16 protein-coding genes and 1 pseudogene are annotated in these 10860 nt (G+C 58.8%); 8 read left to right on the top strand and 9 right to left on the bottom strand.

The features are described from left to right. From ACEW8Q_RS11475 to ACEW8Q_RS11455, 5 genes are all read left to right on the top strand, one after another. The coding region (locus ACEW8Q_RS11475) for a transposase (protein ID WP_373504191.1) at nt 1–217 on the top strand (217 nt) is incomplete at its 5' end. 133 nt (nt 218–350) lie between these two features. Further along, nucleotides 351–794: an IS630 transposase-related protein gene (locus tag ACEW8Q_RS11470; protein ID WP_373504190.1), complete on the top strand. Its 444-nt coding sequence runs from the start codon at nt 351–353 to the stop codon at nt 792–794. Then, on the top strand, nt 695–1222 hold the full coding sequence (locus ACEW8Q_RS11465) for an IS630 family transposase (RefSeq protein WP_373504192.1): 528 nt from the start codon (nt 695–697) through the stop codon (nt 1220–1222). Before ACEW8Q_RS11470 ends, ACEW8Q_RS11465 begins: the two co-directional genes overlap by 100 nt. A gap of 88 nt (nt 1223–1310) precedes the next feature. Continuing rightward, nucleotides 1311–1895 carry an ABC transporter permease gene (locus tag ACEW8Q_RS11460; protein ID WP_373504189.1) on the top strand — a complete coding sequence of 195 codons (585 nt, stop codon included), beginning with the start codon at nt 1311–1313 and terminating at the stop codon, nt 1893–1895. A 113-nt stretch (nt 1896–2008) separates the two neighbouring features. Beyond that, on the top strand, nt 2009–2743 hold the full coding sequence (locus ACEW8Q_RS11455; RefSeq protein ID WP_373504188.1) for an N-acyl homoserine lactonase family protein: 735 nt from the start codon (nt 2009–2011) through the stop codon (nt 2741–2743). 239 nt (nt 2744–2982) lie between these two features. Here the strand turns inward: ACEW8Q_RS11455 and rsgA are convergent, their stop codons facing one another. From rsgA to ppsA, 5 genes are all read right to left on the bottom strand, one after another. Further along, on the bottom strand, nt 2983–3978 hold the full coding sequence (rsgA, locus tag ACEW8Q_RS11450) for a ribosome small subunit-dependent GTPase A (protein WP_373504187.1): 996 nt from the start codon (nt 3976–3978) through the stop codon (nt 2983–2985). Nucleotides 3979–4016: 38 nt separating this feature from the next. Next, entirely contained in the window at nt 4017–4235 is a 219-nt protein-coding gene (locus ACEW8Q_RS11445) for a hypothetical protein (RefSeq protein ID WP_373504186.1), read from the bottom strand. 3 nt (nt 4236–4238) lie between these two features. Then, nucleotides 4239–4502 (bottom strand): DUF1488 domain-containing protein, encoded by a 264-nt coding sequence (locus ACEW8Q_RS11440; RefSeq protein WP_373504185.1) that lies wholly within the window; start codon nt 4500–4502, stop codon nt 4239–4241. Next, nucleotides 4499–4699 (bottom strand): hypothetical protein, encoded by a 201-nt coding sequence (locus tag ACEW8Q_RS11435; RefSeq protein ID WP_373504184.1) that lies wholly within the window; start codon nt 4697–4699, stop codon nt 4499–4501. The genes ACEW8Q_RS11440 and ACEW8Q_RS11435 overlap by 4 nt, the downstream gene beginning before the upstream one ends. Before the next feature lie 134 nt (nt 4700–4833). After that, nucleotides 4834–7230 (bottom strand): phosphoenolpyruvate synthase, encoded by a 2397-nt coding sequence (gene ppsA / locus ACEW8Q_RS11430; protein ID WP_373504183.1) that lies wholly within the window; start codon nt 7228–7230, stop codon nt 4834–4836. Between the two features lie 70 nt (nt 7231–7300). On the opposite strand from ppsA, the gene ACEW8Q_RS11425 reads away from it, so the two are divergent. Then, nucleotides 7301–7456 carry a hypothetical protein gene (locus ACEW8Q_RS11425; RefSeq protein WP_373504182.1) on the top strand — a complete coding sequence of 52 codons (156 nt, stop codon included), beginning with the start codon at nt 7301–7303 and terminating at the stop codon, nt 7454–7456. Between the two features lie 213 nt (nt 7457–7669). Next, a pseudogene (locus ACEW8Q_RS11420) lies at nt 7670–8005 on the top strand (transposase domain-containing protein); the annotation flags it as partial. Here the strand turns inward: ACEW8Q_RS11420 and tnpB are convergent. From tnpB to ACEW8Q_RS11405, 3 genes are all read right to left on the bottom strand, one after another. After that, nucleotides 8000–8167 (bottom strand): IS66 family insertion sequence element accessory protein TnpB, encoded by a 168-nt coding sequence (gene tnpB / locus ACEW8Q_RS11415; RefSeq protein ID WP_373504181.1) that lies wholly within the window; start codon nt 8165–8167, stop codon nt 8000–8002. The pseudogene ACEW8Q_RS11420 and the gene tnpB sit on opposite strands and share 6 nt — an antisense overlap. Nucleotides 8168–8296: 129 nt before the next feature. After that, nucleotides 8297–8848 (bottom strand): heme-binding protein, encoded by a 552-nt coding sequence (locus ACEW8Q_RS11410; protein WP_373504180.1) that lies wholly within the window; start codon nt 8846–8848, stop codon nt 8297–8299. Nucleotides 8849–8953: 105 nt separating this feature from the next. After that, entirely contained in the window at nt 8954–9871 is a 918-nt protein-coding gene (locus ACEW8Q_RS11405; protein WP_373504179.1) for a LysR family transcriptional regulator, read from the bottom strand. Between the two features lie 122 nt (nt 9872–9993). On the opposite strand from ACEW8Q_RS11405, the gene ACEW8Q_RS11400 reads away from it, so the two are divergent. After that, nucleotides 9994–10401: a cupin domain-containing protein gene (locus ACEW8Q_RS11400; protein ID WP_373504178.1), complete on the top strand. Its 408-nt coding sequence runs from the start codon at nt 9994–9996 to the stop codon at nt 10399–10401. A 15-nt stretch (nt 10402–10416) separates the two neighbouring features. Here the strand turns inward: ACEW8Q_RS11400 and ACEW8Q_RS11395 are convergent, their stop codons facing one another. Next, on the bottom strand, nt 10417–10677 hold the full coding sequence (locus ACEW8Q_RS11395; protein ID WP_373504177.1) for a GIY-YIG nuclease family protein: 261 nt from the start codon (nt 10675–10677) through the stop codon (nt 10417–10419). Nucleotides 10678–10860 lie beyond the last annotated feature (183 nt).

The raw sequence follows: 10860 nt of genomic DNA, 5'->3' as shown, positions 1-10860 counted from the left end.
TGCCAGGAACATCAAGGCCTGTATTCCTCCGAAACGCAACCGGACAATCCAGCTTGCCTTCGACAAGCAGATCTACAAGGCCCGCCACAAGATCGAGAACATGTTCGGAAGGCTCAAGGACTGGCGGCGCATCTCAACCCGTTATGACCGTTGCTCTCACACCTTCTTCTCGGCAATCTGCATTGCGGCCAGCGTCATCTTCTATCTCAATCAATGAGTCCTGACCCTAGGGAGTCCCAGATTGGCTAAAGTTTATATTACAGCGGTTTCCGGCGATCTAGAATCGGGATTCCCATGCCGACTTGCTTCGGTGAAAGTAGCAAGTGATTCGACCTCTGGAGGCATCGGCAATGGCAAGCGCTTATTCGACCGACTTGCGTGAGCGCGTGGTTCTGACGATCGATGAGGGAGCGAGTTGCCATGAGTCAGCCGAGTTCCATCGTGTCAGCGTCAGCTCGGCAATACGATGGCACCAGTCATGGCGGTGCAGTGGTTCTGTGGAGGCAAAGCCATCGGGCGGTAGCCGCTCACCTCTCGACGAGCATGCCGAGGAAATTCTGGCGATCATCGAGGAGCAGAACGACAGGACGCTTGATGAGATCGTGGCTGAGATGAACAGATGGCGACTCCCCGGTAGCCGCACGGCTCTGTTCCGCTTTCTGAGCCGCCATGGGATCACGCGTAAAAAAAGGTCCTGCATGCCAGCGAGCAGGAAAGGCCAGATGTCGCGCACGCTCGGCGGCGCTGGATTCGCGAGCAAGGCCTTCTGGACCCGTCGCGTTTGGTCTTCATAGATGAAACCTCCGTCAATACCAACATGGTCCGCCTGCACGGGCGCGCGCCACAGGGCGAACGGGTCACCGGGAGCGTGCCGTTTGCTGCCTGGCAGACGTTCACGTTGGTCGCTGCACTGCGTGATGACTGTATGACCGCGCCGATGATGATCAAGGGCGCAATGAATTCGGAGACGTTTCTTGCCTACGTCCAGCAATGCCTCGGTCCCACCCTCAAGCCCGGAGATATCGTGATCATGGACAATGTTCCCGCTCATAAAGGCGAAGGCATTCAGGAAGCTATAGAGGCGGCAGGCGCATCCCTGCGATACCTCCCGCCATACTCTCCTGACCTGAACCCAATCGAACTGGCGTACAGTGCCTTCAAAGCGTTTCTACGGAAGTGCGCAGAGCGAACTGAAAAAGCGCTTTGTCGTCGCATAGGGTAGTTTGTCCGACAACTCGACGCACACACATGCGCGAATTTCTTCAGCGAAGCTGGCTATTCAACGTGAGCGGAATCCGCTGTAGTCATCCTTGGGAGTCGGCACCATCATCACCGGGCTGGCTTTAGCCTATTCCACCGGCGTTCCCATCGTGGCCGGTGTTCCCGAAGCATTTCTGCAATTGTCACTGGGCCGCTGGCTGCTGGGGATCCCCAACAACATCATCATCATGATGGTGGTTCTGGGCCTACTGTGGGTGCTGGTTGAACGGACCTCCATTGGCCAGGAAATCCAGGCTGTGGGCGGCAATGCGGCAGCGGCACGGCTGGCGGGCATCAATGTCGATCGCGTGAAGACTCTTGGCTTCGTAATCTCCGGCATGTGCGCGGCTTTGACCGGCATCCTGCTGGCATCAAGGCTCGGCAGCGGCACCACCAGCGCGGGCGACTCATACTTGTTGTCGGCCTTCGCGGCGGTGTTCCTCGGATCGGCCACGCTGAGCGATGGCGAATTCCACGTTCTGGGAACGTTGGTTGGCGCGCTGATCATCGCCTTCGGTTTCAACGGACTGAACATCTTCGGCGCGCCGACCTATTCGCAGTTTGTTTTTCAGGGTGCCATACTGATCATCGCGGTCGGGCTATCAAGCCTTGGCCGCGTGCTGGCGGAAAGTTGAGGGAGCACATTATGTCTGCTGATGAAAACTAGGATATCTACGTCATCGAGTTCGCGCGGTCGAAGGACCAGCCCTGGGTCGATCTCGTCAACGGCATGTATCACGAAGGTACCATGGACCTGCCGTTCTCCTTCATCCTCGCGCGGCGTGGCGACCGCAACGTACTGGTCGACACCGGCTTCATGAAAGCTGAGTCGGGTGTCAATTTTTCCGACAAGTTCGGCATCCCCTGGTGGATATCTCCGGTACGCATGCTTGGTGAACTTGGGCTCGCGCCTGGTGACGTCACCGACATCATCTGTAGCCACGCACACTTTGACCATATGGGGTCGATCGCCGAGTTTCCACAAGCACGGATCTATCTGCAGAAGCAGGAACTTTTGTCTTGGCACGAGGCGATGGCGCTGCCGCCGCAGTTTGGCTTCCTGACGGCCATCATCGATCCCGACAGCCTGCGTGCCGCATTCGATGCCTCAGTCGAGCATCGCCTTACACTTGTGGACGGCGACCGCGACAACTTACTTCCCGGCATTCACGTCCGGCTGGGGCAGGGTCACACAATGGGCCAGCAGTTCGTCATCATGCAAACGGTGAGAGGCCGTCTGGTGATCTCCGGCGATTGCGTCTACTCGTCGCGAAATATCAAGGGACATAATCATGACGGTGTGTATCAGCCGTTGAACAACGCCGTCGGAAGTGTCTGGGAGCAGCTCAAGACGATAGACCGGATCAACACGGAAATCGGCGGTGACTTGAAGAGGTTGATTATCCTGCATGACTCCGATCGTTGGAAGGGTTTGCCGATCGTGAAGGAGGTCGACGGCTTCAGGATCGTCAAGGCAGCCTGACCGGCGCTAAGAAAGTTTTTGTTGCTACTTCTGCGAATTGAAGAAATAGTTGTCGCATTAGCCGGCGTCACGTTTGTTGTGCTCGAAATCGAGGGTGTTCAGTAATCCGATCTACTCACTAGATTGGAGATCGTCAGTAGACTGTGCAGTGCGGAGCAATTGAGGCACAAGCGATTGCCACCTTGAGCGGTGTTGTAGATTTCCGGGTACGTCCGCAGCGAGCGAAGATCGTGAGACGGTCAGCGCGGTCTGTTCCGGCTAGCAGTCGTCCCGCTGCCGCGTGGCCCGCTGCGGCTGGGCGTGTTGCCGCTGTTTTCTTCCAGGAGTTTCCGCCAGCGAAGCAGGCGCTCAGGGTCTATCAATCCCTTGGCCGCCGCTTCGCGAACCGCGCAACCCGGCTCGTGCGCGTGAGAGCAGTCACGGAACTTGCACAGGTGCGTCAGTTCGGTGATTTCAGCAAAAAGTGTCTCGATGCCATCAGCGGAATCGCTGACATGCAATGTTCGCATTCCAGGCGTGTCGATGATCCAGCCGCCGCCAACAATGGCATGAAGCGATCGTGATGTCGTGGTGTGGCGGCCTTTTGAGTCATTCTCCCGAATGTCTCCGGTTTCCTGCGCGGCATTGGCGAGAGCATTGACCAGCGTCGATTTTCCGACACCCGATGATCCCACCACGGCAACGGTCTGGCCCGTACCGCACCAGGGAGCGAGCGTTGCCACGGCATCAACGGAGCGAGGATTGAGAATGATCACGGCGAGCCCGCGCTGCAAGGCATCAGCTTGTTCCCGGAAGATGCTGGCATCGGGCACCGTATCGGATTTGGTCAGCAAGATGACAGGCGTGGTGCCAGCCTGGTTGGCCATTGCCAGATAGCGCTCGAGCCTGGCGATGTTGAAGTCGGCATTGCAGGAGGTGACAATGAAGAGGGTATCAATATTAGCGCCTGCAAGTTGCAGCGTGCCCTTGCCTTCGATGCGCCGCTGCAGCACGGTCTTGCGTTTCAGGCAACGCGTCAGCACCAATGTCTGCGGATCTGCCATCACCCAGTCGCCTACAGTGAAATCTCCGGTATTGGCGTGGACGGGGAGCGTCAGATCTACCGTACCGCTTTCGGAGATCACAGTAAGGCGCGTGCGATGGACATTCGCCACGCGCATCGGCACGCGCCCTGCATCTTCAGCCTCGATCTGGACCTCGAAAAAATCTGACCATCCCAGCCGCGAGCGGGTCATGGGGAAGCTGTCTTCTCGAGTCTGTTCGGGAATTTCGCTCAAGTGCTGCCGCTGATCATGGCCAGTGCGGCCATGCGGTCGCCGGGCTTCAACTGCAGGAACAACTGCCGGGCTGTCTTGAAAACGCGCTCGGACCGGTTTTCGACTCCGACACTGAGCGCAATGGCTGTGGAGTTGCCGGGTCCGGATGTGAAGGCCATCGCCTTCGCCAGCCGGCTCATGGCAACAGGATCAGTCGCTACCTCATCTATTGCCATTGCCTAGAAATCCACTGTCCTCAGCGTGTAGGACCCCTCGCGCCGCTTGCCGTAGGCCTTATCGGCTGCCTTGCATATTCTGTCGCGATGGCGATCGAACGCAGCAAGAAGGGCATCCGAACTGGTCAAATTGCCGCCGTCAACCGCGCGAACGGCATCTTCCTCAATGAAGAATGGTACTTCCCTGGTGCGGTCGTAGCCTGAAAAGCGAACGCAGCCGCGCGTCGTGTCAAAGCTGCGGCTCAGGTTTGGAAACTGGAGAGTCACGACGCAACTTTCAATCTGGGCGCACGCTTGGGCAACTTTGGCGGCGGCCCTGCAGCGGCGATCGCGGCATCGCGCTTCAGGCGCTGTTCCTTCAACGACGCCGTAATGCGGGTGCGGTTTGCTATCTCTGCATCCCGGGCCGATAGGGCCAGCGTATAGCCAGCACCCTGTGCCTTGGTCTTTTTGTCCTTGTTCACCGGCGATATCCTTATGTTTCTGGCTAGAGATGGTAGCTATGGACCGGATAAGCAACACCCCATCATTGGGGTGGTTGGCATCCAAACGAGATCGGTACATGGAATCGACTGGTCTGAAATCACCACGCTGACGCCTAGCGCTTCGCTTCGGCTGCGGCCACGATGCGTTTGACGGCCACGAAACTGTCGGGGCTGACCGACATGGAATCGATCCCGCACTCCACCAGAAATGCCGCAAAGTCCGGGTGATCGCTCGGCGCCTGACCGCACAGGCCGATCTTTGTGTGGGCCTTGTGTGCTTCGGTGATGACGGTTCCAATCATCCACTTCACCGCCGCGTCCTGCTCGTCGAACAACGAGGCCAACTCTCCGGAATCTCGGTCGACACCCAGCGTCAACTGTGTCAGGTCGTTGGAGCCGATGGAGAAGCCGTCGAAGCGCGTGGCGAAGTCAGCGGCCATGATCACGTTGGACGGGATCTCGCACATCACGTAGATCTGAAGCCCGTTCTCACCCCGCTGCAACCCATTGTCTGCCATTACGGCCAGAACCTTGTCAGCCTCTCCAATCGAGCGGCAAAATGGGATCATCATGACGACATTCGTGAAGCCCATCTCCTCGCGCAGGCGTCTGATGGCGCGGCATTCGAGCGCAAAGCCTGGCCGGTATCGCGGCGAATAGTAGCGTGAGGCCCCGCGGAAGCCGATCATCGGGTTTTCCTCGGCAGGCTCGAATTCGGCTCCACCGAGAAGGCCCGCATATTCGTTGGTTTTGAAGTCGCTCATCCGCACGATGACGGGCTTTGGGTAGAGCGCCGCGGCAATGCGTGCCAACCCCCGCGACAGATGATCGATGAAGAATTCGGTCTTGTCCGCATAGCCCGCTGTCAATTCCGCAATGGCCCCCTTTGCCGCCTGATCCTTCATCGTGTCAAAATTGACTAGTGCCATCGGATGCACGCGGATATGGTTGCTTACTACGAATTCCATGCGCGCCAATCCGACGCCATCAGCGGGAAGCCGCCACCAGCGAAAGGCCGCGGCTGGGTTGGCGAGGTTCAACATCACCTGTGTTCTAGTCTCAGGAACGGCAGAGACCTCCACCATGTCGACCTCGAACTCTGCCGTGTCGTCATAGACGATGCCTTCGTCGCCCTCAGCGCAGGAAACCGTCACGTCCTGTTCGCCATGTAGCACGTGCGTCGCATTGCCGGTGCCGACAATGGCAGGTAAACCGAGCTCACGACTGACGATTGCAGCATGAGACGTTCGCCCACCATGGTCCGTTATGATCGCCTTGGCGCGCTTCATGATGGGCACCCAATCAGGGTCCGTCGTGCTGGTCACCAGAATGGAACCGTCCACGAAATTGGCGATGTCGCGGGCTTCCTCGATCAAGCACACGCGACCCTGAACCGCCGCATCCCCGATCGCAATGCCACTGGCCAGCCGCTTGCCACTTCGGGTGATGCGATAGGACCTGTAGGCCGACGCGTCACGATGCGACTGAACCGTTTCGGGCCTCGCCTGGACGATGAACACATCTCCGGTCTCGCCGTCCTTCGCCCATTCCATGTCCATCGGGCAGCCATAGTGCCGCTCGATGATGGAGGCCCAGTTCGCCAAGCGGAGAATTTCGGCATCGCTGAGCACAAAGGCTGCTCGCTCCGCCTTTGATGTCGGCACATTGCGTGTCGGTTCGCCAACGCCACCATGGATCATCTTGATTGCCTTATCGCCGCGTTTCTTGGCGACAATCGGCGTTAGGGCAGGATTGGTCAGTAGAGGCTTGAAGACCTGATACTCGTCTGGATCGACGGCACCCTGCACCACGTTCTCTCCCAAGCCGAATGCTGCGTCGATCACCACCACATCCGGAAAGCCAGTCTCCGTATCGATCGAGAACATCACGCCCGAGCCTGCCAAGTCGGATCGTACCATCTGCTGTACGCCGATCGACAGAGACACCGCCATATGATCAAAACCCTTGGTGTGCCGATAGCTGATAGCGCGGTCAGTGAACGGCGAAGCAAAGCAGCGGCGGCAGGCGTCGAGAAGCGCAACCTCGCCGGTGATGTTGAGAAAGGTCTCCTGCTGACCCGCGAAACTCGCATCCGGCAGGTCCTCTGCCGTGGCGCTTGAACGCACGGCAACATTGGCGTTGGATTTTCCCGTCCGCCGGGAGAGTTCGCGGTAGGCTTCGCGGATCGCCTCGGCTGATGCCTCTGGCCAGGAGCCTCCAAGCATCAGCTTGCGAATGGCAAGGCCGGTATCGGCAAGCGACGCATGGCCCGTCCTTTGCATTGCCAGGAGGTCCGCGATCCTGTCGTCGAAGCCATTTTGCTTGAGGTAGCCGCGATACATGCCCGCCGTCGTGGCAAAGCCCGGTGGCACTTTGACGCCCATGCCGCCGAGCGTCCCCACCATTTCGCCGAGCGATGAATTCTTGCCGCCCACCAGGCCCACATCTTTGCGGCGGAGTTCCTCGAACCACACAATCTGCCGCACTTCGGAACCCTCGACATCGGCCATGAGCATAAACCCTCTTGCATGAATGACTGACACTGGACTCCGGGGGCGGAAGCGGCCTTGACCTCAATCAATGTCTGAGCCCGCCGTAGATGCGTTCGTCCGTGCGAGAGAGATTGCAGTGGTGCGTCTGCGGGCCGACGTGGCAAGGCAGATAAGCATCACCCGTACCGAGTTCATGGGACTGGCGCTTCTGGCCTTCATACAGGACCAGAACCACATCCTGTAGAAGGACGAACATGGCCGGGCTTGTGGGTCGATTCCGCCGATCGGTGACCGCATTGCCGGATTGAATGGCAAAGCCGTAACCTGCGTAACACCGCAACTGTCCTGCCTCGGTCCAGTATGGGGCAAGGCTCCACCCACGGAGCCGAAACACCAGCAGCACAGGAGAAAACTATCATGTCTATGAAAAACCGCCTTGCAGGCATCTGCATACTTGGACGGCGGTCAGGCGCTCGCCTATATGCTCAAGCGCCAGGCCGGCTTCCGGCTGTTCCTCGAAGACGGCCATGTCGACATGGATTCCAACCTGGTCGAGAATGCCATCCGCAGCCCGGCCATGAATCGCCGCAACGCCCTCTTTGCCGGTCATGATGAGGATGGACGCTCCTGGGCCCGCATGGCGTCGCTCATCGGCTCGGCAAAGATGAATGGTGTCGATCCCTACGCCTACTTCCTGTACCTCTTCACCAGGCTCGCGCAGGGTCATCTCAACAAGCACATCGACGCCCTGATGCCATGGGCCTACGCCGCATCCTCAAATCCCTCACTATGAGCTCATCCGGGATTCCCCAATGAGGAACACAAACAGCTGTCCGCCGAACGGATCGGTCTTCAGCTTCTCCTGGACCAGCACCGCCAGGCCATCGAAGCCCTTCCTCATATCCGTATGGCTAACCGCCAGCCACATCCTGACGCCAGCCGGAACCGGGATCATCGCCCGTCCAGAACCGCGATTACCCGCTTCAAGGCCTCAACATCCACCGGCCCGCTCAGCCGCAGCCGCCGCCCTCCTGGAAGCTCGATCTCGATCACGCCGCAGGCCGGAGCATGCGTCGAAGGCGGATCAGATGATGAGGCTCGCAACGCTGGTCGGAGTCCCCAAAGGCCTCAGTCCCTTCTTGCTCAACCAATCCCGCAACTTGGCATCCTCGGTCTCGAAAAGCTCATCGGACCACCAACCACTGAAGCGAATGACCGCCCGGCGCACAGGCGGCAGTTCACGTAACTGAACATCTGCATCTGAGGGTCGTGGCAGCTGGTCCAGCGTGTAGGACGATGGCATAATGAACCGGACAGTCCAGTTTGTCCCCTCAGACGACTGGGTGACCGGCGCTGTCATTGCGATCTTGTCTCCAGGTCTTTCCTTGGCGAAGATGTAACCGGCCAACGGACCAAACCCTGACCGTACGGCCTCATCCCTGTTTCCGGTCCGTGTGACTTCCGCCACGACCAGAGCCGGATATGACCTGATCTCGATCGCTCCATCAGCCTCTATCACCTCATAGCGGGCGACCTCGACATTGCGGGTCGTCACATACCACGCGAGTGTGAGGCCGACGAACACAGCCAGACGCGTCAGTCCGATATACACCAGCATTCTGGTCGCCTTGTTCATGACGAGCGTCCCTGATCTCAGTTGCATTACGTGGGGCGCACCTTTATGGATCCCGGGCTTTGCCGGGCCGGCTTGATTGAGTTCTGACGACGCAACATCCATCACCTAGGCAGAGGTGGTTGGGTCACTCCGTCCAAGCAGGATTGACCGAAGAAGCTGAGCCTCCTCGATCAGAAACTCGAACAGGGCAGCAACTCGCGGGGAATGGCGGAGGTCGGGGTGGACCATGAGGTACCAACTGGTGGACAGCTCAGGTACGGGACCCAGAACACACAGGAGGCCAGCCTCTTCGTCTCCGATGGCCATTGGCAATGCTGCAAGGCCGACTCCTGAACGTGCAGCATAGGCAAGCCCGGGAATGGAGCTTGATCGTGCCGCGATCTTCGCGTCGGGAGCGGACCTACTGAGCCACTGCGCCGCACGGTGGTTTGACAGCTCACCGTCGAACCCGATCAGCAGATGGCGGTTCAGATCGGCAACACAGTCAGGGCGGCCATGTTGGGTGATGTAAGTCCGGCTGGCATAGACGCCCCAAGGTGAGTCCGACAGCTTTCGGCAGATCAACTCTCCTTGTTTGGGTTCACCTGCCCGGATGGCGATGTCTGCCTCACCTGCGGCCAGATCGACCATGCGGTCGCTCATCACGAACTCGATGTGGACTCCCGGATAGCGTTGAGCGAAACGGGCGAGAAGCGGCGAGCGTGTCAGCCGGGGCACAAGCGGCTCAGGACAGGTGACGCGCACCAGCCCCTGAACATTACGGTCCAGTGTTTCGATCCGCCGGCTGAACGCCAATACCGCTTCTTCCACCCGCTCGGCATGGGGAATAAGGCTGTTTCCGATCTCGGTCAGGCGATACCCGGTTGGGTGGCGGGTCACGAGTTGCATTCCAATGCGGCGCTCCAGTTCTGCCAACCTCCGATGTACCGTGGACTGGCTGACCCCCAGCTTGCGGGCGGCGGCCACGGTGCTGCCATGGCGGTGGACGCCCAACAGGTAGCGCAGGTCACTCCACTCGAACATCTGCACCCTATGCAGTTCTGCATCTTGCCGGTGCAATCTTGCAGCTACCGCCCGATGAGCGCCAGCCCTATCGTCACGCTACCTTCGGCCTCCGCCGGAAATCCACCCAGAAGGATACCGCCATGCGCAGACTCACCATTATGTACAGCCTGGTCACCGTACTGAGCTTCGTCGGTCATGCTGCGGCCGATCAGGTTGAGCTCGCCAAGCCAGAACTTCTCTTACGCGAGGCCGTGGAGGGCATGCCGTCAGGCAAGACCCAGGAAGTGCGGGTCCTGACCGCCACCATCAAGCCTGGTAGCAAGACGCCATTCCATACCCATCGCTTTCCGGTCACCGTTTACATTCTCGAAGGGGCATTCACTCTGGAAATCGACGGCAAGTCACCCGTGACAGTCAAGGCGGGCGAAGCCATGGTGGAACCCCACAATGCGAAGATGACGGGGTACAACCGCACCGAGGATGACACCAAGGTTGTCATCTTCTATGTCAGCGACGCCGACACGCCGTTTCTCGATCCGGTGAAATAGGCGTATCTCTAACTGCTAATCACGGCTGCAGTCTGCATCACCTGTGCTCTGCGCAGCCAGCGCCAGTTTCTTGCGAAAGCGCCGGTCGCGCTTGAGGTACCACTCTCGGCTCATGGCGGCCGATCGGCTTGTACAGCTTTCGACATAGAGCAGATGCCAGATCCAACCACGGGTGGATTTGGCGCCGGTCCCGGCATTGTGCTGCAGAAGCCGGCGACAAGGGTCAATTGTCCAGCCGACGTAGGTCTTGAACTCACGTGGCGTCGTGGTCCCCATTACATAAACAAAGCTTGCGATATGACTCGACTCCAAGCCTAGGCTCAGGACCTATTAAACTGGTTGCGGATCAGTTGCAGTTTTGATTCAAGGCTTCCGATAGAGGAGGCCTTCATGAGCAAGCTGTTTCTGCTGAGCAAGTCCCAGATGTCGCGAATTTCGCCATGTTTTCCGCTGGCTCAC

It is taken from the genome of Aestuariivirga sp., assembly GCF_041738905.1.
In the GTDB taxonomy this organism is placed as follows: domain Bacteria; phylum Pseudomonadota; class Alphaproteobacteria; order Rhizobiales; family Aestuariivirgaceae; genus Aestuariivirga.
The sequence above is the reverse complement of the archived record's forward strand: the minus strand, read 5'-3'. Positions and strand labels throughout refer to the sequence as shown.

What these genes read in the sequence shown, in the direction of transcription:
- ACEW8Q_RS11470 (WP_373504190.1), top strand. Translation starts at nt 351, where the DNA reads ATGGCAAGCGCTTATTCGACCGACTTGCGTGAGCGCGTGGTTCTGACG.
- ACEW8Q_RS11455 (WP_373504188.1), top strand. Translation starts at nt 2,009, where the DNA reads ATGGACCTGCCGTTCTCCTTCATCCTCGCGCGGCGTGGCGACCGCAAC.
- rsgA (WP_373504187.1), bottom strand. Translation starts at nt 3,978, where the DNA reads ATGACCCGCTCGCGGCTGGGATGGTCAGATTTTTTCGAGGTCCAGATC.
- ACEW8Q_RS11445 (WP_373504186.1), bottom strand. Translation starts at nt 4,235, where the DNA reads ATGGCAATAGATGAGGTAGCGACTGATCCTGTTGCCATGAGCCGGCTG.
- ppsA (WP_373504183.1), bottom strand. Translation starts at nt 7,230, where the DNA reads ATGGCCGATGTCGAGGGTTCCGAAGTGCGGCAGATTGTGTGGTTCGAG.
- ACEW8Q_RS11425 (WP_373504182.1), top strand. Translation starts at nt 7,301, where the DNA reads ATGTCTGAGCCCGCCGTAGATGCGTTCGTCCGTGCGAGAGAGATTGCA.
- tnpB (WP_373504181.1), bottom strand. Translation starts at nt 8,167, where the DNA reads ATGATCCCGGTTCCGGCTGGCGTCAGGATGTGGCTGGCGGTTAGCCAT.
- ACEW8Q_RS11410 (WP_373504180.1), bottom strand. Translation starts at nt 8,848, where the DNA reads ATGAACAAGGCGACCAGAATGCTGGTGTATATCGGACTGACGCGTCTG.
- ACEW8Q_RS11405 (WP_373504179.1), bottom strand. Translation starts at nt 9,871, where the DNA reads ATGTTCGAGTGGAGTGACCTGCGCTACCTGTTGGGCGTCCACCGCCAT.
- ACEW8Q_RS11400 (WP_373504178.1), top strand. Translation starts at nt 9,994, where the DNA reads ATGCGCAGACTCACCATTATGTACAGCCTGGTCACCGTACTGAGCTTC.
- ACEW8Q_RS11395 (WP_373504177.1), bottom strand. Translation starts at nt 10,677, where the DNA reads ATGGGGACCACGACGCCACGTGAGTTCAAGACCTACGTCGGCTGGACA.